This window comes from Spongiactinospora gelatinilytica (assembly GCF_003236385.1).
Lineage (GTDB): Bacteria > Actinomycetota > Actinomycetes > Streptosporangiales > Streptosporangiaceae > Spongiactinospora > Spongiactinospora gelatinilytica.
In genome coordinates this window covers 1-21,600 of record NZ_POUA01000093.1, presented here as the reverse complement: position 1 = coordinate 21,600, position 21,600 = coordinate 1, and the positions used below count along the sequence as shown (strand labels likewise).

The window sequence follows — 21,600 nt, the reverse complement described above, 5'->3', positions numbered from 1 at the left end:
CCCAGCCCACTCCGACGCAGACCACATCGACCTTCGGCAGCGAGTTTCGCCGGGCCATCTACCGGACTCCCTTCGGATAGACGTTGTAGGGCTCGTTCCAGCGGCCGATGAGCCCGCCGTACCGGTCGCCGTAGGCCAGCGGGTCGCCGGGGAAGCCCAGCCAGAGCCAGCCGACCATGTCGCGGTTGCCGTCGTGCATGGGGTCGCAGAACAGCCCCTCGGTGACGTTGCGCAGGAACATCGCGAAGAAGGAGGCCGAGGTGAACCCGTGCGCGCCGGTCGCCAGCCCGAGGTCGACCTGGCCCTTCTCCAGCGCGGTCATCACCTCGTCCTGCTGGGCGGTGGTCAGCGCGGGGAACGCCCTGCCCGCGTACTTCGCCTTGCAGTGCGCGTCGATCGCCCGCAGCGCGCGCTCGTAGACCTCGCGCGGGGTGAGCGGGAGCTGGTAGCCGTGCCCGGCGTGCTCCGGCTCGAAGAACGGCCCCCGGAGGTACATCCGGTCGCCGTCGCCCCAGGCCCCGGCGAGCCTGCCGTCGATGTAGTGGGTCACCCCCGCCTCGGCGGCGCCGTCGCCGTCGGGCTCGGAGGGGAAGACGCGTTCGGCCATCGCGGTCACCGCGGCCGCCTCGGCGTCGGTGAGCGCCCGCAGCGGCGGGGGCGGGTCGTCCAGCACCTTCGGCCTGGGCGGTCCGGGCCTGTGCTCCGCGAGCGCGCTGCCGCCGGTCGCGACGCCTCCGACGCCGATCGCGCCGCCGGCGACCACTCCGCCCGCGGTGGACAGCAGGGCGCGGCGCGACGGCCGCCCGTCACCGCTCTCGTCCGGCTCAGCCGACATCTCCGGCCTCCTTGGTGTCCGCTTCGCTGAACTGCCGCCAGGCGTCCGCCAGGCCCTCCAGGCCGAACTTCGGCGAGCGCATCCAGCCGATCAAACTCTGCTCCTGGGCGACGATCCGGTCCGCCGCGGCGGGCACGTCGGCGGCGATCTCGGCGGGCACCACGAGCACGCCGTGCCGGTCGGCGTGGATGATGTCGCCCGGCCGCACGGTGAGGCCGCCGACCTGCACCGGCTCACCGGCCGACTCCACGCGCACGTTGGCGTGGGAGACCCCGACGCTGCCGGAGAAGAAGTGAAAGCCCAGCTCGTGCGCCTCCTTCAGGTCGCGCACGCAGCCGTTGGTGACCGCGCCCAGGCAGTCGAGCCTGGTGAACAGATTGGCCGACACCTCGCCCCACAGCGATCCGTGGCCCGGCTCGTCGTCGAGGTCCTGTACGACGACGACGCGCGGCCCCGGCACCTGGACCACGTGCGCGACCAGCGGCTCCACGCCGTAGCCGTGCTCGGGCGTGCCGCGCCCCCGGATGGTGGCCGTGGCGGCGTAGCCGACCATGACCCCGAGGTCGGGGAACACGCAGCGGATGCCGGAGCTCGCGAAGCCCTCGTCGCGCGAGCGGATGCCGAACGTCTCGATCGCGTTGCACACTGTCGGGGTGTCGTAGCGGGCGAGCGCCTTGAGCACCTTGTCGGTCATTTGTTCTCCTGCTGGGGACGAGCGGTGTTGACGACGTTGAACGGCGGCTCGCCGGAAAGGACGCGGCGGATGTTGGCCGCGACGATGGCGAGCACGCGTTCGTTGGCGTCGCGGGTGAACGCCGCCGCGTGCGGCGTGATGAAGACGTTTTCCAGCCGGCGCAGCTCGGAGCCGGCCGGGAGCGGTTCGGTGGCGAAGACGTCGAGCGCGGCGGCGGCGAGTCGGCCGGACGCAAGCGCGGCGACCAGGGCGTCCTCGTCCACGACCGGGCCGCGGCTGCTGTTGATCAGGTAGGCGCCCTGCTTCATCCGCTCGATCGCCGCCGTGCCGATCAGGCCGCGGGTCGAGTCGTCCAGCGGCACGTGTACCGAGACGACGTCGGAGCGGGCCAGCACCTCGTTCAGCTCGCAGGACTCCGCCCCGGTCACGCTGCGCGGCACCACGTCGTAGTACAGGACGCGGGAGCCGAAGGCGCGCAGCCGGTCGGCGACCGCGCCCCCGGTGTTGCCCACGCCGACCAGCCCCACGGTCAGCGCGCCAAGCTCGCGGCCGAGCATCTTGAGCATCGGCCACTCGCCCGCGCGCATCCGCCGGTCGCCCCAGGCCCCGTGCCTGATCAGGTTGAGGATCGCCATGACGACCCAGTCGGCGACCGAGTCGAGGTTGTAGCCGGCGCTGTTGGACACCGGGATGCCGAGCCGGGCGGCGGTTTCGCAGTCGATGCCGTCGAAGCCCACGGACGGCTGCTGGACCAGGCGGCAGCGCCGCATCGCGGCGAGGACGCCGGCGTCGAGGTGATAGCGGTGCAGGCCGTCGCCGATCACGATGTCGGCGTCGGCCACGGCGGCGCGCACCTCCTCGGGGGTGGAACCGCCGGGCAGGACCACGGCTTCGACGTCGAAGCCCTTCGCCAGGCCGCGCACCTGATCTTCGGTGAGCGGGCTCAGGCAGACGATTCGGGACATCATCACCTCAGGGTCTTGGATCATCACTCGTCCCAGCGCCGCACGAGCGGGGATTCGCCGGTGAGCAGCGCCCGCAGCGCCGCGGCGTCGGCCCGCCACCGGTCTTCCGGGAGGGCCGCGCCGACCGGGTCGAGCAGCGCGCCCGGCGCCACGTCGTCGGCGTAGCGGGCCACCACGTTGGTGTGCAGGTGCGGGGTCTGGTTGCCGAGTGTCAGGTAGTTGATCTTCAGGGCGGCGAAGTGCCGCCGGACGGCCGTGCCGACCAGCAGGACCTCCCGGCCGTAGCGGTCGGCGTCGCGGGGCGCGAGGTCGGCCGGCTCGGCGGCATGGCCGTTCTTCCAGACGACGACCGCGTAGCCGCGCTGGGCCGCGTGCCGCATCAGGAAAGCGTCGGAGACCCGGCCCGCGTAGACGCGGATCCGGTCGCCTGCGTCGCCCGGCGCGGGGGCGGAGCCGCACGCGCAGGCCCGGCCGTCCATCCGCTGGACGAAGTCGGCGGGCCAGTCGGGGAAGGGCGCTGTCATGGATTTATGTTATTCCCGATTAACTTTTCTGGCAAGCATCTCAGGCGGCCCTCCAGGCGCTCGTGACGTTCACGACGCCGCGCAGCAGGCCGAGTTCGCGCCCGCCGTCGGGGAGCGCCGGCTCGAGCAGTCCGCCCACGTCCGGCCTGGTGACGAGCGAGTACGGCGTGGCGTCCAGCCACACGAAGGGCAGGGCGGTGTTCAGCCGCTCGTTCAGCGCCCGGTAGGCCGCCTGCCTGGCGGACGCGCCGGTGGCCCGGCGGCCCTCGGCGAGCGCGGCGTCGATCGCCTTGTCGCGGTTGCGGGTGAAGTTCAGTGCGGGCTCGCCGTTCGGTGCGGCGCTCGCGGAGCTGAAGTAGAGCGCGTTCTGGTCCGGGTCGCCGGCGCCGAAGAACGCGCCGATGATCGCCTCGTAGCCGCCGCCGAGCAGCACCTCGCCGAAGTTGTCCTTGGACACCTGCACCGGCGCGCTCTCGATCCCGGCCTGCCGCCACATGCCCTGGATCAGGGAGAAGGCGGTGATGTCGCGTGGTGTGGTCTGGATCGTCACCTTGATCGGAGGCAGCGGACCCCGTTCCCGCTCGTACTCCGCGATCAGGCGCTTGGCCCGTTCCACGTCGTGCGGCGGGTACGGCGAGCGCGCGTGGTACGGCGAGCCGCGCTGGAACAGGCCGTCCATGACCGGGGCCAGCCCCTTGTCGATCACCTTGCTGTACTTCGCGGCGTCCGTGGCGCAGGCGAGCGCCTGCCGGACGCGCAGGTCGTCCACGGGTGGCCGGGACACGTTCAGCGCCACCAGCGTGATGTCCTTCTGCCCGAACGTGGTGTTCAGGTCGTCGGCCAGCGTGAAGCCCGGCTCGCCGCGGAAGGCGGCGATCGTCTGGGCGTCCTGGGAGTGCAGGGCGTCGATGTCACCGGCCCTGATGGCGTTCTCCCTGGCCAGCGGGTCGGGGATGGGCCGGAACGCGACCTGGTCGAGGTAGGGCAGGCCGCGCCGCCAGTAGCGTTCGTTGCGGGTCAGGGTGAGATGGTCGCCGGCCTGCCACTCCTTGAACACGAACGGGCCGGACCCGACCGGATGCCGCGGATCTCCGCCCTTGCCGAGCGTCTTCGGGGAGGCCACGTACCCGAGCTGCGCGCCCGGATAGCCGGTCAGGTAGCTGTCGAAGGCCGCCCAGGGCTCCTTCATCTCGACCACCAGCGTGTCCTTCGCGGTCACCCGGGTCGCCTCGATCGGCCCGAGCAGCAGCCCGAGGAAGTCGTGGCCGCGCTGCGCGTCGAAGTTGGCCTTGACCGCGGCGGCGTCGAACGGCTCGCCGTCGTGGAAGGTCATCCCCGGCCGCAGCTCGATCGTCCAGCGGGTCGCCTCCCGGTTCGGGGTGATCGACCGGGCGGCGTACGGCCGGACCCGGCCCTGCGCGTCGAGTGCGGCCAGGCGGTCGAAGACCGCGCGGGCGTAGACGTGCCCGGAGCGGTCGAACAGGGTGGCGGCCGGGTCCAGGCCGCCGGCCTCGCCCTGGGTGGCGAAGACCAGGCTGCCGCCGCGGCGCGGCCGGCCGGTGGCCCGGACGACCGGGCGGGCCGCGGGCTGCGGGCCGCAGGCGGCGAGGAGCAGGCCGGCTCCGCCGTATGTTAGAAGTGTCCTCCGGCCGATCGGGTCGCGGGAAACCATCACTGTCGCTCCTTGAGCCGTGCGGGGTGAATGGTGTTTCGAGGGGAGCGCTACGCGTGATGGCAGGCCACGTGCCGGCCCGGCCGTACCTCGTGGAGCCGGGGCTCCTCTGTGGCGCAGCGGCCGGTGGCGAGCGGGCATCGGGTGCGGAAGCGGCATCCGGAGGGCGGCGCCAGCGGCGAGGGGAATTCACCGCCGAGCGCCGGATCGGACTCGGCGGGCCGGGCCGCCGGATCGGGCACGGGCACCGCGTCCAGCAGCGCCCGGGTGTAGGGGTGGGCGGGAGCCCGGTAGAGGTCTTCGGCGGGCGCGACCTCGCACAGCCGGCCGAGGTACATCACGGCCACGCGGTCGCTGACGTTCTTGACCACGCCGAGGTCGTGCGCGATGAACACCAGGGACAGGCCGAACCGCGCCTTGGCGTCCTCCAGCAGGTTGAGGATCTGGGCCTGTACCGAGACGTCCAGCGCCGAGACCGGTTCGTCGCAGATGAGCAGCTTCGGATCGAGCACGAGCGCCCGCGCGATGCTGATCCGCTGGCACTGACCCCCGGAGAACTCGTGCGGCCGGCGGCCCGCGACGGCGTCGTAGTCCAGGCCCACGGCCTCGAACACCTCGCGGGCGCGGGCCGCGCGCTCCTTCGGGCCGCCCTTGTTCCAGATCGCCATCGGCTCGGTGACGATGTCGCCGACCCGTCGCCGGGGATTGAGCGAGGAGATCGGGTCCTGGAAGATCATCTGGATCCGGCGGCGGGTCCGGCGCAGTTCTTCGCCGTGCAGTGCGGTGAGGTCGCGGCCCTCGAAGATCACCGACCCTGACCTGGGCGGCGGCATCAGCACCGTCGCCCGGCCCATGCTGGACTTGCCGCAGCCCGACTCGCCGACGATGCCCAGGGTCTCGCCGGGCAGCACGTCGAAGCTGACGTCCGACACGGCCTGCACCGTGCGCCCCCGCCCGGCGGGGAACGTGACGACCAGGTGCTCCACCCGCAGCAGGGCCTCGCCGGGCGCGCGCAGGTGGGCCGTGCCCGTGGTCACGACTCGCCGCCGACCGGGTGCCAGCACGCGTAGCGGTGCCGGGTGCCGGGGATCGTCCGCAGCGGCGGGGCCTCGCGCGCGCAGCGCGCCGCGGAGTATCGGCAGCGCGGCGCGAACGCGCAGCCCGGCCCGGGATCGACCAGGTCGGGAGGGCGTCCGGGGATGGCGGCCAGGCGGGTGTGCGGCGGGTCGGACAGCTTGGGGATCGACTTCATCAGCGCCTCGGTGTAGGGCATCTTGGCGGCGGCGAACAGCCGCTCGGTGGGCGCCTGCTCCACGATCCGGCCCGCGTACATGACCGCGATCTCGTCGGTGCGCCCGGCGGCGACGCCGAGGTCGTGGGTGACCAGCAGCAGGCCCATCGACCGCCGGGCCCGCTGGGCGGCCAGCAGGGTGAGGATCTGGTCCTGGGCCGTCACGTCCAGGGCGGTCGTCGGCTCGTCGGCGAGCACCAGGCCCGGATCGCAGGCCAGCGCCATGGCGATCATCACGCGTTGCCGCATGCCGCCGGAGAGCTGGTGCGGATACTGCCGGGCACGGCGCTCGACGTCGGGGATACCGACCGAGCGCAGCAGCGTCACGCTGCGGCGGCGGGCCTCGCCGCGGCTCACCCGCCGGTGCAGCCGGATCGTCTCGCCGACCTGCCGCCCGATCCGGTGGACCGGGTTGAGCGAGGTCATCGGGTCCTGGAACACCATGGCGATGTCGGCCCCGCGGCGGCGGCGCAGTTCGCGCTCGCCCATCTCGGCGAGGTTCTCGCCCTTGTAGAGCACGCTGCCCTGCCGGGTGACGCCCGACCGCGGCAGCAGGCCCATGATCGAGCGGGCGAGCACCGTCTTGCCCGAGCCGGACTCGCCGAGGATCGCCAACGTGCGGTCGCCCGCCAGCTCGAAGCTGACGCCATCGACCGCGCGCACGATCCCGCGCGGGGTGTGGAAGAAGGTCTTCAGCCCGACGACCTTGAGCAGCGGGGCCTGGTCGGTCATGAGACGTCCCCTTTCACGTCCAGCCGGTCGCGGAGCCGGTCGCCGGCGAAGTTGAGGCCCAGCACGGTGAGGAACATGAACAGCGACGGCCACAGCGCGGTGCCCGGGCTCTCGGCCAGCGTGTTGCGGCCTTCGGCGATCATGGCCCCCCAGCTCGGAGTGGGCGGCTGGACCGAGAGCCCGAGGTAGGCCAGGCTGCCCTCGGCCACGATGGCGGTCGCCACCCACACCAGCGAGAGCGACAGCGCGACCGGGGCGACATTGGGGATGATCTCCCGGAGGATGATCCGCCGGTTCTTCGCGCCGAGCATGCGCGCCGCCACGACGTACTCCCGGCCGGCGCATCCGATCGTCGCCCCGCGCACGACCATGGCGATCGGGGCCACCGAGACGAGCCCGATGGTCAGGGTGACGTTCTGGGGGCTCTGCCCGAGGAAGGTGACCACGGCCAGCGCCAGCACCAGCGCGGGGAAGGCGAGCAGGCTGTTGGCCAGCGTGGTCACCACCGTGTCGGCCGCGCCACGGCGAAAGCCCGCGATGAGCCCGAGCGTGCCGCCGACGATCAGGCCGAGCGTGATGGAGACGAACCCGGCCACGAGCGAGATGCGGGCTCCGTGGACGACCCGCGAGAAGAGGTCGCGGCCGAGCTCGTCGGTGCCGAGCAGGTGGGCGGCCGACGGGCCGAGCCCGGGGTCGCCGGCGCCCACGGCGGCGGGGTCGGCGAGCGGCAGCAGGCCGGCGGCCGCGGCCAGCGCGACGACCAGGGTCACCCACGCCGCCGACAGCCAGAAGACCATGCCGAGCCCGCGCGCCCGACGCGCCTTGCGGCCCTTGCGGGGGGCGTTGCCCGCGGCCGGCGAGGTGGTCACGGTAAGCCCCTCAGCCATGGCGGGTCCGCGGGTCGAGCAGCGGGTACAGCAGGTCGGCCAGGAAGGTGACCAGGACGTAGGAGACGGCGATGACCAGGACGCAGGACTGGAGCACCAGGTAGTCGTGCTGGAAGATCGAGTTGACCGTGAGCTGCCCGATCCCGGGCAGCGCGAAGATCTGCTCGACCAGGATCGCCCCGCCGGTCAGCGCCCCGACGTGCAGCGCGACGACCGTCACCAGCGACAGCGAGGACGACCTGAGCGCGTGCCGCCACAGGATCGTCCGGGCCGGGACGCCCTTGGCCCGCGCCGTCGTGACGTGGTCCTGGCGCAGGGTGGCGATCATGTCGGCGCGCAGCGCCCGGACGTACACCGCGAGCGAGCCGAGCGCCAGCGTGAGCGCGGGCAGGAACAGCGAGCGCAGCGCCTGCGCCGGATCGGCGCCGAACGAGGTGTAGCCGGTGGCCGGGAACACGTTGAACGTCACCGCGAAGACGAAGACGAGCAGCACCCCCATCATGAACGGCGGCACCGAGAGCGTGGCGAAGGTGAACCCGGAGGCCAGCCGGTCCACCCAGCCGTTCGGCCGGTGGGCCGAGTAGACGCCGAGCGGCACCGCGATGGCCAGTGCGATCGCCTGTGACACCGCCACGAGCTGGAGGGTGACCGGCAGGTGCTCTGCGATGGCCTGCGCGGTGGGCACGTGGTTGATGTAGGAACTGCCGAGGTCGCCGCGCAGCGCCGCGCCCAGCCAGTCGAGGTAGCGGATGTGGACGGGCTGGTCGAGCGAGAGTTCGGCGGTCAGCCGGGCGACCGCCTCCTCGGTGGCCCGCAGGCCCAGGATGGCGTGCACCGGGTCACCGGGCAGCAGGTCGAGCAGCAGGAACGTCAGCGCCGAGACCACGAACAGGACCACGGTGAGCTGGAGCGCCCTGGTGAGGATGAACACGTCCCCTCCTTCGGCCGCGGGCTCATCTGGCCCCGGCGCGCGCCAGGCGTCTGAGCGCGTCGACGTCGGCCCGCTCGTCGCGGGCCGACGTCGGCCCGCCGGCCGCCACGAACCGGCCGGGCAGGATGTCCTGGCCCGGCGCGATGTCCTCGGCGTCGGAATAACGCATGGTCACGCTCGTGTGCAGGTGCGGGGCCTCGTTGCCGAGGGTCTGGAAGTTGAGTTTGAGCGGTTGGTAGTGCGCCCGCATCGCCCGGGCGGCGATCAGTGTCTCGGCGTTGAAGGCCGCGGCCTCCCGCGGCGTGAGGTCGGTGGGTTCCACGACGTGGCGGCCCTGCCAGAGCACGACCGCCCAGCCGGGTCGCACCGTTCCCAGCACCAGGTAGGCATCGCTCACCTCGCCTGCGTAGAACCGCGCCAGCGGCGGGTCGGCCGACTCCTCGAAACGCCCGGCGGCGCAGGCGGGGCAGTCCGCGCCAGAGATCCGATCCTGCCAGTTCGACGGCCAGCCCATGGCATCTCCCTCGGACCTGCGCAACGCGCTTGTTACGCTGAATTAACTTACTGTGGGTGACGTTACAGAGGGCCCGAGGGTGCGTCAAGGAGTCGGCGGCAGCGCTTGACGAGCCGCCTCCAGGCGGCGTAATAAATACATACTGGGCAGTTAACAATGACGATCGTTGAGGATCATCATCGCTGCTCGCACCACCCCGAAGGGATCAAAGCCATGATCGACCCGGCTACGACGTTACGGGAGACGGTCTCCGCGCACGGCGACGCGCTCGCGGTCGTCTGCGACGAGCGGCGCCAGACCTACGCCGAGATGTACGGCAGGGCGTGCCGGCTGGCGAACGCGTTGCGTGACGCCGGGATCGAGCCGGGCGACCGGGTCGCCGTGCTGGCCGACAACGACCTGGAATCGATCGAGATCATCGCCGGGCTGGCGCTGGGCGGCTACGTCAACTGCCCCCTCTACACCCACCACACGGCCGAGGGCAACGCGTACCTGCTCAACCTCATCGAGGCCACGGCGCTGATCGTCCAGGCGCGGCACCACGCCGCGCTCGCCCCGCTGCTCGGCACGGTGCCGGGCCTGCGGCTGACGGTGGTCATCGGGGAGGAGACGGCCCATCCGCGCTACACCGAACTACTGGCCGCGGCCTCGGCCGACGATCCGAAGCTGCCGCTCAAACAGGACGACACGCATGTGATCCGCTTCTCGGCGGGCACCACCGGCCGCCCCAAGGGCATCGTCCACGACCTCAAGGGCTGGATGGCGATGGGCGACCTGTGGCGGGCCGCCTGGGGCCGGCACTGGAGCCCCGCCGACCGCTACCTCGCGACCGGCCCGATCAGCCACGCCACCGGACTGCTCGTGTGGCCGGTCATCGAGGGCGGCGCGGGCGTGGTCGTGATGCGCGGCTTCGACCCGGGCCGCTTCCTCGAACTCGCCGAGCGGGAGCGGGCCACGGTGACTCTGCTGGTCCCGACGATGGTCCAGATGGTCCTCGGGCATCCCGACGTCGAGCGGCGGGACGTCTCCAGCATGCACACGATCTTCTACGGCGCCGCCCCGATGCCCCGGCCCACCCTGGTCAAGGCGCTTTCGGTGTGGGGCCCGATCATGTACCAGGCGTACGGCCAGAGCGAGGCGCTGCCGATCTCCATCCTGCGGCCCGAGCACCACATCCTCGAAGGCACCGAGGAGGAGATCGGCCGGCTGCGCTCGGCGGGCCGGCCCTGCCCTGGGGCGGAGGTGCGCATCGCCGACGACGAGGGCGGCGACCTGCCTGCGGGCGAGATCGGCGAGATCGTGGTGCGTACCCCCGGGGCCATGTCCGGCCTGTGGAAGGACCCGGAGGGGACGGCCGCGCGCATCACCCCCGACGGCTACATGCGCACCCGGGACATGGGCTATCTGTCGCCGAACGGCTTCCTCTACCTGACCGACCGCAAGGACGACATGATCATCTCCGGCGGGTTCAACATCTGGCCCGCCGAGCTGGAGAGCGCCCTGCTCGGCCACCCGGCCGTGCGTGAGGCCACCGTCGTCGGCGTGCCCCACGAGAAGTGGGGCGAGACGCCGCACGCCATCGTCGTCCTCGGTGACCCGGCCACCGAAAGCGAACTCATCGACTTCATGCGGGCGGCCGTGGGATCGACCAAGAAGCCCACGGCCGTCCACTTCGCCGGCGAGCTGCCGAAGACCCCTCTCGGCAAGGTGCTGCGGCGGGCCGCGCGCGAGGCGCACTGCGCCGGATGCGGCGCCCCGCCCTCGACCGGCGGAACGACCCCTTCAACAGATCGGAGTGCTTGATGAATCGGCGTGTGTGCGTGGCGGGGGTGGGCATGGTCCCGTTCTCCACGCCCAGCAAGGGCAAGACCTACGAGGAGATGGGGGAGTCGGCGATCAGGGCCGCCCTGGCCGACTCCAAGGTCGACTACGCCAAGGTGGGACAGGCGTACGCCGGGTTCGCCTACGGCGACTCGACCAGCGGTCAGAAGGCCCTGTACCGCGTCGGCCTGACCGGCATCCCCGTCGTCAACGTCAACAACAACTGCTCGACCGGCTCCTCGGCCCTGTGGCTGGCCCGGCAGGCGGTGGCGAGCGGCACGGCCGAGTGCGTGCTGGCGTTCGGCTTCGAGCAGATGCAGCGCGGCGCGCTCAAGCCGATGTGGGACGACCGGCCCAGCGTGCTGGAGCGGTTCGACGGCGTGGTGAGCGCCGTGTGCGACATGGACGACAACGTGCCCATGGCCGCCCGGTACTTCGGCGCGGCGGGCCTTGAGTACATGTCCAAGTACGGCGCCAAGGCCGAGACGTTCGGCGCGATCGCCGTCAAGGCCCGCAAGCACGCCGCCGGCAACCCGTACGCGGTGTTCCGCGACCCGCTCACCCTGGAAGAGGTGATGGGCTCCCCGCACATCTTCGGGCCGCTGACCCGGTTCCAGTGCTGCCCGCCCACCTGCGGGGCGGCGGCCGCGGTGGTGTGCAGCGAGGAGTTCGCCCGCGCCAACGGCCTGCCCGCCGACGTGGTGATCAGGGCGCAGGCGCTGACCACCGACACCCCCGACAGCTTCGAGGGCGACCTCGCCAAGCTGGTCGGAACGGGCATGGCCAAGGAGGCCGCGCGCCAGGTGTACGAGGAGTCCGGGGTGGCCCCGGCCGACATCCCGGTGGTCGAGCTGCACGACTGCTTCACGGTCAACGAGCTGCTGACGTACGAGGTGCTGGGCCTGACGCCGGAGGGCACCGCGGAGAAGTTCGTGGCCGAGGGCGACAACACCTACGGCGGGCAGGTGGTCACCAACCCGTCCGGCGGGCTGCTGTCCAAGGGCCACCCGCTGGGCGCCACCGGGCTCGCGCAGTGCGCCGAGCTGGTGTGGCAACTGCGCGGCCAGGCCGGTCCGCGCCAGGTCGAGAACGCCACGCTGGCCCTCCAGCACAACGTGGGGCTGGGCGGCGCGGCCGTCGTCACGCTGTACGAGAAGGTGGGCTGAGCGCGTGCCCATCGATCCCGAGGCGGCCAAGGCGCTGCGCTTCGCGCCGCTGACCGTCGATATCGAACGCGGGCGGCTGCGCTTCTTCGCCAAGGCCACCGGCCAGACCGACCCGATCTACCATGACCTGGACGCCGCCCGCCAGGCCGGTCACCCCGACCTGCCCGTGCCGCCCACCTTCTTCTTCGGCCTGGACCTCGAAGGCCCGGACGCCCTGCGGTACCTCCGTGAGCTGGACGTGGACATGGCCCGGGTGCTGCACGGCGAGCAGTCCTTCGTCTACCACTCCCTGGCCCACGCGGGCGAGACCCTCACCGTGCGGCCCAGGATCGTCGAGGTGTTCGCCAAGCGGGGCGGCGCGCTGGAGTTCCTGGTCAAGCGGAACGAGATCACCCGCGCCGGCGAACCCGTCGCGGAGGCGACCATGACACTCGTCGTACGAAACCCGGGGGCCGGAGGGTGACCACCACCGTACCGGCCGTGGGCACCGAACTCCCGCCGCTGCGCGTGGAGCCGATCACTCGCGCCACGCTCGCGCTGTTCGCCGGGGCCTCGGGCGACCACGTGCCGCTGCACATCGACATCGACGTCGCCCGCGCCGCGGGCCTTTCCGACGTCTTCGCGCACGGCATGCTCTCCATGGCCTACCTGGGCAGGCTGCTCACCGGCTGGGTGCCGCAGCACCGGATCCGCTCCTACCGGGTCCGGTTCGCCGCGATCACCCCCGTCCACGCGCGGCCGGTCTGCGCCGGCCGCGTGACCTCCGTCGAAAACGGCCTGGCCACGCTCGAACTGGCCGTCACGCTCGCCGACGGCACCATCACCCTCACCGGCGAAGCGGTCATCGACCTCCGCTGAGCACACCTCCGAAAGGACGCCGCATGGGAAAGCTGGACAACAAGGTCGCCGTCGTCACCGGCTCCGGCCGGGGCATCGGGCGCGAGGTCGCCTGCAAGCTGGCCGCCGACGGGGCCGCCGTCGTCGTCAACGACCTGGACGAGGGACCGGCCAAGGAGACCGTCGAGGCCATCGAGGCGGCCGGCGGCCGGGCGCTCGCCTGCGCGGGCAGCGTGGTCGAGGACGGCTTCGCCGAGCGGTTCGTCCAGACCGCGCTGAACGGCTTCGGCGGCCTGGACATCGTGGTCAACAACGCGGGCTACACCTGGGACACGGTCATCCAGAAGATGACCGACGAGCAGTGGGACGCCATCCTCGACGTCCATCTCAAGGCCCCGTTCCGCATCCTGCGGGCCGCGCAGCCGGTGATCGCCGCCGCGGTGAAGGCCGCCCGCGCGGCGGGGGAGCCGGTGCCCTGCCGCAAGGTCGTCAACATCTCCTCGGTGGCCGGGCTCGGCGGCAACCCTGGGCAGGCCAACTACGCCGCGGCCAAGGCCGGGGTGACCGGGCTGACCAAGACCCTCGCCAAGGAGTGGGGCCGCTACAACGTCACCGTCAACTCGGTGGCCTTCGGCTGGATCAAGACCCGGATGACCGACGTGAGCGCGGGGGAGGGGACCATCACCGTCGGAGGCCGGCAGATCAGGGTCGGGGTCAACCCCGAGTTGCTGGAGGCGATGCGGACCATGATCCCGCTCGGCCGGCCGGGCACGCCGCAGGAGGCGGCGGGCGCGGTGTACCTGCTGTGCACGCCGGAGTCCGACTACATCAGCGGCCAGACGCTGGTGTGCGGCGGTGGCTTCGCGCTGTGACCGCTACTTCCGTCCACGGGCCGCTCGGCGGGATGCGGGTGCTGGAGATCGCCGGGCTGGGCCCCGGGCCGTTCTGCGGGATGCTGCTGGCCGACCTGGGTGCCGACGTGGTCCGGGTGGACCGGCCCGGCGGGGGCTTCGGGTTCGTCCCCGCCGGGCTGGATCTGCTCAACCGCGGGAAGCGGTCCATCGTGGCGGACCTCGGTGAGCCGGCCGGCGTCGAACTGACGCTGGCCCTCGCCGAGCGGGCCGACGTGATGTTCGAGGGGTTCCGCCCCGGCGTGGCCGAACGGCTCGGCATCGGCCCGGACGTCTGCATGAGCAGGCGGCCGGGCCTGGTGTACGGGCGGATGACGGGCTGGGGACAGCGGGGGCCGCTGGCGCGCACCGCCGGTCATGACATCGACTACATCGCGCTGGCCGGCCCGCTGCACGCCATCGGGCCCGTCGGCGGGCCGCCGCAGATCCCGCTGGGCCTGGTGGGCGACTTCGCCGGAGGCGTCTACCTGGCCGTGGGGTTGCTCGCCGCGCTGCGCGAGGCGCAGGCGAGCGGCCGCGGCCAGGTCGTGGACGCCGCGATCGTGGACAGCGCGGCGCACCTGATGACGATGTTCCACAGCCTGCTCGCGGCCGGCGTGTGGCGAGACGAGCGGGGCGCCAACCTCGGCGACGGGGCGGCCCCCTTCTACGGTGTCCACCTCACCGCGGACGGCGAGTACATGGCCGTCGGCGCGCTGGAACCGGCCTTCTTCAGGGAGTTCGCGGCACGCCTCGGCCTGGGCGACGCCGATCATCTGAATCACCTGGACCCGGCGACCTGGCCGGAGCTGCGCACGCGCATCTCCGCCGCCTTCGCGTCCCGCACCCGGGACGAGTGGGTGGAGGTCTTCGCGGGAAGCGACGCCTGTGTGGCCCCGGTGCTCGGGATGCGGGAGGCGGCGCGGCATCCGCACCTGGTGGAGCGGGAGACGTTCATCGACGTCGAAGGCGTCACCCAGCCCGCGCCCGCGCCGCGCTTCTCCCGAACGCCGGGATCGGTGCGCCGCGGGCCGAGCCTGCCGGGCCGGGACGCCGAGGAGATCGTCCGCGACTGGCTGGGCTGAGCGAGTACACCGGCTAGCCGGTGTACTCGCGCCCGATCAGCTCCCGGGCGATGACCAGCTTCTGGATCTGCGGCGTGCCGTCGCCGATCTGGAGGCCGCTCACGTCCAGCAGCAACTGCTGGAGGGGCATCTCGTTGGACCAGCCGGTGTGCCCGTGGATCACGATGCAGTCGTTGACCGCCTGGACGGCCAGTTGCGGGGCCCACCACTTGCACATGGACGCCTCGCGGCTGTGCCGTTCCCCGGCCGCCCGCAGCGCGAGGCTGCGGTAGGACAGCAGGCGGGCGGCCTCCAGCCGGGTCTCGTGCTCGGCGAGGGTGAACGACACGCCCTGGTGCCGGGCGATGGGCACGCCGAACGCCTCGCGCCGCCGTACCCACTCGACGGTCTCGTCCATCGCGCGGCGGGCCAGGCCGACGCACATCAGCCCGATCAGGGTCCGCATGAAGTCGAGGTCGGCGAGCTGCGCCGACAGGCCGCTGCGGGGACCGCCGATCTCGTGGTCGGCCGGGACGAACGTGCCGTCGAAGCCGAGCGCCGCCCGGCCCAGCGGGCGGAAACCCGGGTCCTGGAACCGCTGCCTGGCGATGTCGGGCCGGTCCAGGGGGACGAGGAAGCGGCGGGTCTTCGGGCCGTCGCCTTCGGCGCGGGCGACGACGATCGCGTGCTCGGCCCACATGCCGAGGGTCACCGAGGTCTTCTCGCCGAACAGCCGGTAGCCGCCGTCGGCGCGGCGGGCGGTCACCGACATGCCGGTGAGGTCCGAGCCGCCGCCCGGCTCGGTCAGCGCGAGCGCCATCACGCTCTCGCCGCTGGTCAGCGACGCGAGCACCGGTCCGCCGACGTGGCGCGGCAGGCCGTCCCACAGGCAGGACGGCAGTGCGGAGGTCTGCGCCACCAGGCTCGCCAGGGCGATGTCGGCCCTGGCGATCTGCTCGACGGCGATCCCGACGCTGATCGGGTCGGCCCCCTGGCCTCCCGCGGCCTCCGGCAGCCCCAGCCCGAGCAGGCCGGCCGCGCCGAGCTTGGCCACCTCCGCCCGGCACGGCTCGTCGGACGTGGCGCGGGCAAGGTAGCCGTCGTAGAACTCCTTGCGCGCGATGTCCGCGACGGCCCGCTCGAACTCCGCGTGCTCCGACGTGAACGTGAACGGCATCGACGTGCTCCCTCCAATGGTCCGGCACTCCTAACAATACTGACTGGATAGTTAAGTATCTAGGCCGCCGCGGCATACCGACCGGGCGGTTGGCTATGCTGGCCCCCGCGACGGGGCCGAGGTGAGGAGCGGTGATGGCGAGAGCCCGGGCGACCGACGAGGGCGCGCTGATCCGCGCGGCGGCCAAGGTCTTCCGCGCCAAGGGCTACCGCAACACCACCATCGACGACATCGCCGACGCGGCCGGCATCTCCCGGCCGACCGTCTACTCCTACGCCAAGAGCAAGCGCTGGCTGCTCGACCGCATCGTGCGCGACCTGCTCGACGACCACGACGCCCGGCTGCGGGCCGACCGGGAAAGCGGCGAGACGCCGCACGCCCGGCTGCGCGCGGTGATCAACACCCACGTGACCTCGGCGATCGTCAACCGCACGTTCTACTCCATCCTGTTCAGTGAGCAGAGCGAGCTGTCCCCGGCCGTCCACCGGCGCTTCCGGCAGTGGGCGCACCGGACCACCGCCGACTTCCGCGACCTGCTGGAAAGCGTCCTCGACGACGCAGCCCTGGCCGCCGGCCTGGACCCGGGCGTCGCGGCCAACCTCATCGTCACCATGCTCACCGACATCTACCGCTGGTACGACCCCAAGGGCCCGGTCAAGCCCGAGCAGCTCACCGAGCAGATCCTGCTGGTGGTCGGCGGCGTCCTGCGTCCCGCCGAGGTCGCCTGACCGCCGGCTCGCCGAGCAGGGCGCAGTCGCCGCACTTGCTCCCGCCGGGCGCCCGGTAATAGAGACAGCAGGTGGTCCGCCGGAACTCCAGCCCGGGTGCGATGATCGCGCCTTTCCCGGCCAGCCCGCCGTAGGCCAGCAGGGCGGTGGTCAGCCGGGTCGCGGGGTCGGTGAGGTCCGGGCGGGCGGCGACCACGGCGCGGGCGGCCTCGGCCAGGGCGGAGGCGGCGTTGCCGTACAGCAGGCCGGGCGCGACCTTGACCCGCAGGCCGGCCGCCAGCGGCTCCAGGTGACCCCGCACGACCACGTCGTACAGCAGGCCGGCGGCCTGTTCCGGAGGTCCGGCGGGGCGGCAGGCGAGGGTCGTCAGGCGCAGCGCGGGCCCGTCGTCGGCGCGGTCCAGGCGGCTCAGGTCGGGGACCACGCCGTGCGCGAGCGTCGTACCGAGCACCGGCGACCACAGCCGGGCGGCGTGCCCGAGCTGGGCGATCGACGCGCCGACGCGAAGCTCGCGGGTGCCGTGCCTGGCGGCGGTGGCCGCCACCAGATCGGCGAACCCGCGCGCGTAGTCCTCCCGCACACTGTGCCAGGCGGCGTCCTCACCGCCGACCCGAAGGGCGAAGAACGCGCCGTACCCGGCCACCTCTGCCAAGGCCGCGTGAAGGGATTCCATGCCGATCACACTCCAGCCTCAGGCCGGGGGCTCGCCGCGTACGGTTCGCAAGGTCACCTGCGGGACGCCGGTCTCCGGGTGCGCGGCGACGTCCGCGTCCACCCGGTATACGTCGGCGAACAGGGCGGGCGTCAGCACCTCGCGGGGCGCGCCGACCGCCACGACCGCGCCCGCGTCCAGCACGCAGATCCGGTCGCAGAACGCGGCGGCCAGGTTGAGATCGTGCAGCGCGACCACGGCGGTGACCCCGAGGCCGCGTACCAGCTCCAGCGCGTCGAGCTGGTGGCGCAGGTCCAGGTGGTTGGTCGGTTCGTCCAGCACCATCGTCCCGGGCTGCTGGGCCAGCGCCCGCGCGATCAGCACCCGCTGCTTCTCCCCGCCGGACAGCCGGTCGAAGGGCGCGTACGCCAGCCCGGTCACGTCCAGCCGGTCGAGCGCGGCGGCGACGATCGCCCGGTCGGCGGCGTCGTCGCCGTCGAAGGCGCGTTTGTGCGGGGTGCGGCCCATGGCCACGACGTCGTAGACGGTCAGGTCGAAGTCGCCGGCCGTCTCCTGGAGCACCGCCGCCATCCGGCGGGCCAGCCAGTGGCCGGGCATCCGCCACACGTCCTGCCCGTCCAGCAGCACCCGCCCGGAGGACGGCCGGCGGGCCCGGTAGAGGGTGCGCAGCAAGGTGGTCTTGCCCGCGCCGTTCGGCCCGGCCAGCCCCACCACCTCGCCGGGCGCGACGTCCAGCGTCACCCCGCGCACGAGGTCGCGGCCGCCCGCGCGCACCCACACGTCCTGTACGGCCAGCGCCGCCGCCCGCGCCGTCACCTCGACCGCCTCCGCATCAGCCACAGGAAGAACGGCCCGCCGACCAGGGCCGTGATGATCCCCACCGGGATCTCCTCGGGAGTGATCAGCGTCCGCGCGAACAGGTCGGCCGCGATCAGGAACGACGCCCCGAGCAGCGCCGTGGCCGGCAGCGCCCGGCGGTGGTCGGCCCCGATCAGCAGCCGCACCACGTGCGGCATGATCAGCCCGACGAAGCCGATCGACCCGCTGACCGCGACGATCGTCCCGATCATGATGGCCACCAGCACGAACAGCGCCGCCCTGAACCGGTGTACGTCCAGCCCCAGCGCGGTGGCGGCCTCCTCACCGGCCAGCAGCAGGTTCAGCGGCCGGGAGACGCCCAGCAGTACGGCGGTGCCCAGTACGACGGCCCCGGCCGGCGCCCACACCACCGGCCAGGCCGTGCCCGCCAGCCCGCCCAGCATCCAGCGCAGCGCCGACTGCGTCTTGTGCGGATCGCTGGAGGTCACCACCAGGAACCCGGCCACCGCCGACAGCACCTCGGCCGTGGCCACCCCCGCCAGTACCAGCCGTACCGTGGTCATTCGGCCGCCCGACCTGGCCAGGAAGTAGACCGTCACCAGCGCGGCCAGCGCCCCGGCGAACGCGGCGACCGGCAGTGAGAACGCCCCGAAGACGGTCAGGCCGAACACCACCACGCACACCGCCCCGACGGTGGCCCCCGAGGAGACGCCGAGCAGCATCGGATCGGCCAGCGGGTTGCGGACCAGGGCCTGCAACGCCATCCCGCACACCGAAAGGCCCGCCCCGACCACCGCGCAGAGCAGCACGCGCGGCAGCCGTACGTCCATCACGATGGTCTCCCGGACCGCCGACCAGGACGGGTCGGCCGGCGCGGGGTGGATCCGGTGGGCCAGGATGCCCCATACCTGCCCGGGAGGCAGCGGGATCGACCCGGCCGCGATCCCGGCCGTGACCGCCGCGCAGAGCAGCGCCGCCAGCAGCCCGATCACCAGCGGATACGGCAGACCGGGACGGCGTCCGGGCAGCCGGGCGGGCTCGGCCAGCGGCTCGGCCTCCGCCCGCCCGGCCGGCGCGGTGCGGGGGCTCACCGGAACCGTTCGGGGTGGATCTGGCGGGCCAGCGACTCGACGGCGGCGGGCGCGCGCACCCCGAGCACCACCGACGACAGCGGCAGCACCGCGAACCGCCGCTCCTTGATCGCCGGAACGTCCGCCAGCGCCGGGTTCGACAGCAGGAACCGCTTCTTGTCGGCCACCGGCTGCGCGCCGTAGTCGTAGATCACGATCCAGTCCGGCGCGCGCTCGGCCACCTGCTCGAACGACACGTCGCCCCACGCCTTGCCGACATCCGAGAACACGTTCTCGGCCCCGGCCAGTTTGACGATCTCGTTGCCGACGCCGCGCCCGCCCGCGGTGAAGGCGGTCTTGTCGCCGCTGTCGTAGACGAACACCTTGACCGGGGCGACCCCGGCCAGCCTGCCCTTCACCCCGTCGAGGGTCGCGTGCAGCCCAGTGATCAGCGGCTCCGCCCGGCCGGGCACGCCGAAGATCCGGGCGACGTTGCGGATCTCCCGGTCCATCATGGCCATGGTCACCGGGCCGGTGGCGCACTCCTCGATGTTGAGATAGGTGTCGATGCCAGCCTTGACCAGGGCGTTCCTGGCGCGGCCCTCCTTCTCGTCGAAGGTGCTGGCGAAGCCGCCGTACACGAAGTCGGGCTCTTCGGTCAGCAGCGCCTCGAACGACGGGTACTTCTCCGACAGCACCTTCACGCCGTCGTAAGCGGCCTGGTACTCGGGCAGGACCCGGTCGTCCAGGTAGCCGGTGCCGATCATGGACTGGGCAAGCCCGAGGGCCAGCAGCACCTCCGTGGCGTGCTGGTTCAGCGACACCGCCCGCCGGGGCGGGCGCTCGTAGGTCGTCCGCACGCCGCAGTTGTCGATGGTGATCGGGAATCCGGCCGGTACCGAGGCCCGCGCGGCCTCCCCGACCTCGGCGGGCGCGCCCCCGCATCCGGCCAGCAGCACGGCGCAGGCGGCGAACAGGGCGAGTGGCAGGGACTTGGGACGTCTGCCCGGCATGGAGGGTTCCTCTCCCGGAATCTGCGCAGCGGGACAGAACCACCGGGATCAGAGAGACGACCCTGCGGACTACGCCGGTCGCCGCCGGGCGGACGCGGGGTCGCTAAGGGCACGCCACCGCCACGCGGCGCGCTCATCGGCCCAGCGGCCATCCGGCCACTCCTCTCCGGGGAGATCCGCCCCAGTTCATCGAGGAGGCGACCGCGTGAGTCTCCTGGCTCTCGGGTCGAAGCTCGTCCCCGCCTTCCCACCCCGGGCGGGGGCAGTGGCGTCGTGGGAACTCGCTCGCCGATCACAGTGGCGGGACCGCGCCGGATTCACACCGGCTTCCTCGTCCGCGCTCGCCTTTCCATCATCATCCCACGAAACCGGTCATTCCACCACGCACCCGGCGTCAGGCCGGCGGAGCGTCGCCGTTCCGGGGGCCGATCGCTAGCCTGGGGCGTTGTGATCCCCCCACGGGCCCTGATCGCCCCCCTGCTCATGGCGGTCATGTTCGTCGCCGCCGCGCCCGCGCCCGCGTCCGCCGCCGCTCCTGCTCCCACGATCGAGGACCGGGCGTGCCCGGTCCAGATGCCCGCCGGTACGCGATGCGGCTTTCTGATCGTGCCCGAACGGCGGACGTACCCGGGAGCCGGACGATCAAGGTCGGATTCGCGGTACACCGATCGGCCGCCTCCGGCCGCAGGCCCGGCCCCGTCGTCTACACCAGCGGCGGGCCCGGGTCTGGATCGATCCAGCTCACCGGATACCTGTCGGAGATGATCCCGGGGCGCGACCGCGACGTGGTGGTGATCGAGCAGCGGGGCAGCCGGTGGCCTGAGCCCGCGCTGGAGTGCCCGGAGATCGCTCGTGGCGTGCTCGACGCGCTCGCCGGGCCCGGGCCGATGCGGGCGGAGACGGCCGGGATCGCGCGGGGCGCGAACGCCTGCCGGGAGCGGCTGGCCCGTCAGGGGGTGGACCTGCGCGGATACACCACGGCGGAGATCGCCGCCGAGGTGGCCGACCTGCGCCGCGCGCTCGGCTACCCGAAGTGGAACCTGTTCGGGGTCAGTTACTCCACCCGCTCCATGCTGGCCGCCGCGGCGGCCGATCCCGATGGGGTGCGGTCGGTGGTGCTGGACTCGTTCCTGCCCGCCGAGGTCGACTGGTACGGCGACGCGCAGGCCAACCTGGACGCGACCCTGCGCCGACGCGCCGGTGCTGGTCGTCGGCGCCTAACCCAACTGTGGCGTGGCGTCACGGCTCTTCGGGGAAGTGACAGGCGACCTGGTGGCCGGGGGCGGCGAGGGTCAGG

The 21,600-nt window shown here is 72.6% G+C and carries 23 protein-coding genes and 1 riboswitch; of the genes, 8 read left to right on the top strand and 15 right to left on the bottom strand.

Translation table 11 applies throughout. The features are described from left to right. Positions 1-58 precede the first annotated feature (58 nt). The 10 genes from C1I98_RS14270 to C1I98_RS14225 are packed head-to-tail and all read right to left on the bottom strand — an operon-like array spanning position 59 to position 9,045. A complete protein-coding gene (locus C1I98_RS14270; RefSeq protein ID WP_111167654.1) occupies positions 59-835 on the bottom strand; it encodes a gluconate 2-dehydrogenase subunit 3 family protein in 777 nt (258 codons plus the stop codon). After that, positions 825-1,529 (bottom strand): RraA family protein, encoded by a 705-nt coding sequence (locus tag C1I98_RS14265; RefSeq protein WP_111167653.1) that lies wholly within the window; start codon positions 1,527-1,529, stop codon positions 825-827. The genes C1I98_RS14270 and C1I98_RS14265 overlap by 11 nt, the downstream gene beginning before the upstream one ends. Next, the gene (locus C1I98_RS14260) at positions 1,526-2,518 is read right to left on the bottom strand and encodes an NAD(P)-dependent oxidoreductase (protein ID WP_111167652.1); all 993 of its coding nucleotides are present in this window, start codon (positions 2,516-2,518) and stop codon (positions 1,526-1,528) included. The genes C1I98_RS14265 and C1I98_RS14260 overlap by 4 nt, the downstream gene beginning before the upstream one ends. Then, positions 2,518-3,018, bottom strand: coding sequence for an HIT family protein (locus tag C1I98_RS14255; protein WP_111167651.1), 501 nt, complete (start codon positions 3,016-3,018; stop codon positions 2,518-2,520). The genes C1I98_RS14260 and C1I98_RS14255 overlap by 1 nt, the downstream gene beginning before the upstream one ends. A 40-nt stretch (positions 3,019-3,058) precedes the next feature. Next, positions 3,059-4,690: an ABC transporter substrate-binding protein gene (locus tag C1I98_RS14250; RefSeq protein ID WP_233507861.1), complete on the bottom strand. Its 1,632-nt coding sequence runs from the start codon at positions 4,688-4,690 to the stop codon at positions 3,059-3,061. Positions 4,691-4,740: 50 nt separating this feature from the next. Continuing rightward, the gene (locus C1I98_RS14245) at positions 4,741-5,727 is read right to left on the bottom strand and encodes an ABC transporter ATP-binding protein (RefSeq protein ID WP_233507860.1); all 987 of its coding nucleotides are present in this window, start codon (positions 5,725-5,727) and stop codon (positions 4,741-4,743) included. Continuing rightward, positions 5,724-6,713, bottom strand: a complete 990-nt coding sequence (locus C1I98_RS14240) for an ABC transporter ATP-binding protein (RefSeq protein ID WP_111167649.1) — start codon at positions 6,711-6,713, stop codon at positions 5,724-5,726. Before C1I98_RS14240 ends, C1I98_RS14245 begins: the two co-directional genes overlap by 4 nt. Continuing rightward, the gene (locus tag C1I98_RS14235) at positions 6,710-7,582 is read right to left on the bottom strand and encodes an ABC transporter permease (protein WP_199536944.1); all 873 of its coding nucleotides are present in this window, start codon (positions 7,580-7,582) and stop codon (positions 6,710-6,712) included. The genes C1I98_RS14240 and C1I98_RS14235 overlap by 4 nt, the downstream gene beginning before the upstream one ends. A gap of 10 nt (positions 7,583-7,592) precedes the next feature. Then, a complete protein-coding gene (locus tag C1I98_RS14230; RefSeq protein WP_111167648.1) occupies positions 7,593-8,531 on the bottom strand; it encodes an ABC transporter permease in 939 nt (312 codons plus the stop codon). Positions 8,532-8,553: 22 nt separating this feature from the next. Continuing rightward, a complete protein-coding gene (locus C1I98_RS14225) occupies positions 8,554-9,045 on the bottom strand; it encodes an HIT family protein (RefSeq protein WP_111167647.1) in 492 nt (163 codons plus the stop codon). Between the two features lie 213 nt (positions 9,046-9,258). Here C1I98_RS14225 and C1I98_RS14220 point away from each other — a divergent pair, with 213 nt between their 5' ends. The 6 genes from C1I98_RS14220 to C1I98_RS14195 are packed head-to-tail and all read left to right on the top strand — an operon-like array spanning position 9,259 to position 14,844. After that, positions 9,259-10,848 (top strand): class I adenylate-forming enzyme family protein, encoded by a 1,590-nt coding sequence (locus C1I98_RS14220; protein ID WP_158558031.1) that lies wholly within the window; start codon positions 9,259-9,261, stop codon positions 10,846-10,848. Next, positions 10,848-12,032, top strand: a complete 1,185-nt coding sequence (locus C1I98_RS14215; protein ID WP_111167645.1) for a lipid-transfer protein — start codon at positions 10,848-10,850, stop codon at positions 12,030-12,032. The genes C1I98_RS14220 and C1I98_RS14215 overlap by 1 nt, the downstream gene beginning before the upstream one ends. A 4-nt stretch (positions 12,033-12,036) precedes the next feature. Then, positions 12,037-12,495: a MaoC family dehydratase N-terminal domain-containing protein gene (locus C1I98_RS14210; RefSeq protein ID WP_199536943.1), complete on the top strand. Its 459-nt coding sequence runs from the start codon at positions 12,037-12,039 to the stop codon at positions 12,493-12,495. A 17-nt stretch (positions 12,496-12,512) separates the two neighbouring features. After that, positions 12,513-12,890 (top strand): MaoC/PaaZ C-terminal domain-containing protein, encoded by a 378-nt coding sequence (locus tag C1I98_RS14205; RefSeq protein WP_199536942.1) that lies wholly within the window; start codon positions 12,513-12,515, stop codon positions 12,888-12,890. Between the two features lie 23 nt (positions 12,891-12,913). Then, entirely contained in the window at positions 12,914-13,741 is an 828-nt protein-coding gene (locus C1I98_RS14200; protein ID WP_111167643.1) for an SDR family NAD(P)-dependent oxidoreductase, read from the top strand. Next, positions 13,738-14,844 carry a CaiB/BaiF CoA transferase family protein gene (locus tag C1I98_RS14195; protein WP_306461868.1) on the top strand — a complete coding sequence of 369 codons (1,107 nt, stop codon included), beginning with the start codon at positions 13,738-13,740 and terminating at the stop codon, positions 14,842-14,844. Before C1I98_RS14200 ends, C1I98_RS14195 begins: the two co-directional genes overlap by 4 nt. Positions 14,845-14,857: 13 nt before the next feature. Here C1I98_RS14195 and C1I98_RS14190 read toward each other — a convergent pair whose 3' ends face one another. Beyond that, positions 14,858-16,000: an acyl-CoA dehydrogenase family protein gene (locus tag C1I98_RS14190; protein ID WP_111167641.1), complete on the bottom strand. Its 1,143-nt coding sequence runs from the start codon at positions 15,998-16,000 to the stop codon at positions 14,858-14,860. A gap of 134 nt (positions 16,001-16,134) precedes the next feature. Between C1I98_RS14190 and C1I98_RS14185 the strand changes: the two genes are divergently transcribed. Continuing rightward, positions 16,135-16,728, top strand: a complete 594-nt coding sequence (locus C1I98_RS14185) for a TetR/AcrR family transcriptional regulator (protein ID WP_111167640.1) — start codon at positions 16,135-16,137, stop codon at positions 16,726-16,728. On the opposite strand, the gene C1I98_RS14180 is transcribed toward C1I98_RS14185, so the two are convergent. Genes C1I98_RS14180 through C1I98_RS14165 form a run of 4 tightly spaced genes read right to left on the bottom strand, consistent with a single transcriptional unit; the run spans position 16,670 to position 20,303 of the window. Further along, the gene (locus C1I98_RS14180) at positions 16,670-17,401 is read right to left on the bottom strand and encodes a (2Fe-2S)-binding protein (RefSeq protein WP_111167639.1); all 732 of its coding nucleotides are present in this window, start codon (positions 17,399-17,401) and stop codon (positions 16,670-16,672) included. The two genes, C1I98_RS14185 and C1I98_RS14180, sit on opposite strands and share 59 nt — an antisense overlap. An 18-nt stretch (positions 17,402-17,419) precedes the next feature. Next, positions 17,420-18,241: an ABC transporter ATP-binding protein gene (locus tag C1I98_RS14175; protein ID WP_233507859.1), complete on the bottom strand. Its 822-nt coding sequence runs from the start codon at positions 18,239-18,241 to the stop codon at positions 17,420-17,422. Further along, positions 18,214-19,311 carry a FecCD family ABC transporter permease gene (locus C1I98_RS14170; RefSeq protein WP_306461866.1) on the bottom strand — a complete coding sequence of 366 codons (1,098 nt, stop codon included), beginning with the start codon at positions 19,309-19,311 and terminating at the stop codon, positions 18,214-18,216. Before C1I98_RS14170 ends, C1I98_RS14175 begins: the two co-directional genes overlap by 28 nt. Further along, complete coding sequence (locus C1I98_RS14165; RefSeq protein ID WP_111167638.1) at positions 19,308-20,303, bottom strand: ABC transporter substrate-binding protein; 996 nt, start codon at positions 20,301-20,303, stop codon at positions 19,308-19,310. The genes C1I98_RS14170 and C1I98_RS14165 overlap by 4 nt, the downstream gene beginning before the upstream one ends. Positions 20,304-20,510: 207 nt before the next feature. Then, positions 20,511-20,636, bottom strand: a riboswitch (cobalamin riboswitch). A 227-nt stretch (positions 20,637-20,863) separates the two neighbouring features. Here C1I98_RS14165 and C1I98_RS14160 point away from each other — a divergent pair. Beyond that, the coding region (locus C1I98_RS14160) for an alpha/beta fold hydrolase (RefSeq protein WP_146607432.1) at positions 20,864-21,600 on the top strand (737 nt) is incomplete at its 3' end.

Excerpts from the sequence above, each read along its gene's own strand:
- C1I98_RS14270 (WP_111167654.1), bottom strand. The coding sequence starts at position 835 with ATGTCGGCTGAGCCGGACGAGAGCGGTGACGGGCGGCCGTCGCGCCGC.
- C1I98_RS14265 (WP_111167653.1), bottom strand. The coding sequence starts at position 1,529 with ATGACCGACAAGGTGCTCAAGGCGCTCGCCCGCTACGACACCCCGACA.
- C1I98_RS14260 (WP_111167652.1), bottom strand. The coding sequence starts at position 2,518 with ATGATCCAAGACCCTGAGGTGATGATGTCCCGAATCGTCTGCCTGAGC.
- C1I98_RS14255 (WP_111167651.1), bottom strand. The coding sequence starts at position 3,018 with ATGACAGCGCCCTTCCCCGACTGGCCCGCCGACTTCGTCCAGCGGATG.
- C1I98_RS14250 (WP_233507861.1), bottom strand. The coding sequence starts at position 4,690 with ATGGTTTCCCGCGACCCGATCGGCCGGAGGACACTTCTAACATACGGC.
- C1I98_RS14240 (WP_111167649.1), bottom strand. The coding sequence starts at position 6,713 with ATGACCGACCAGGCCCCGCTGCTCAAGGTCGTCGGGCTGAAGACCTTC.
- C1I98_RS14225 (WP_111167647.1), bottom strand. The coding sequence starts at position 9,045 with ATGGGCTGGCCGTCGAACTGGCAGGATCGGATCTCTGGCGCGGACTGC.
- C1I98_RS14220 (WP_158558031.1), top strand. The coding sequence starts at position 9,259 with ATGATCGACCCGGCTACGACGTTACGGGAGACGGTCTCCGCGCACGGC.
- C1I98_RS14215 (WP_111167645.1), top strand. The coding sequence starts at position 10,848 with ATGAATCGGCGTGTGTGCGTGGCGGGGGTGGGCATGGTCCCGTTCTCC.
- C1I98_RS14200 (WP_111167643.1), top strand. The coding sequence starts at position 12,914 with ATGGGAAAGCTGGACAACAAGGTCGCCGTCGTCACCGGCTCCGGCCGG.
- C1I98_RS14190 (WP_111167641.1), bottom strand. The coding sequence starts at position 16,000 with ATGCCGTTCACGTTCACGTCGGAGCACGCGGAGTTCGAGCGGGCCGTC.
- C1I98_RS14185 (WP_111167640.1), top strand. The coding sequence starts at position 16,135 with ATGGCGAGAGCCCGGGCGACCGACGAGGGCGCGCTGATCCGCGCGGCG.
- C1I98_RS14180 (WP_111167639.1), bottom strand. The coding sequence starts at position 17,401 with ATGGAATCCCTTCACGCGGCCTTGGCAGAGGTGGCCGGGTACGGCGCG.
- C1I98_RS14165 (WP_111167638.1), bottom strand. The coding sequence starts at position 20,303 with ATGCCGGGCAGACGTCCCAAGTCCCTGCCACTCGCCCTGTTCGCCGCC.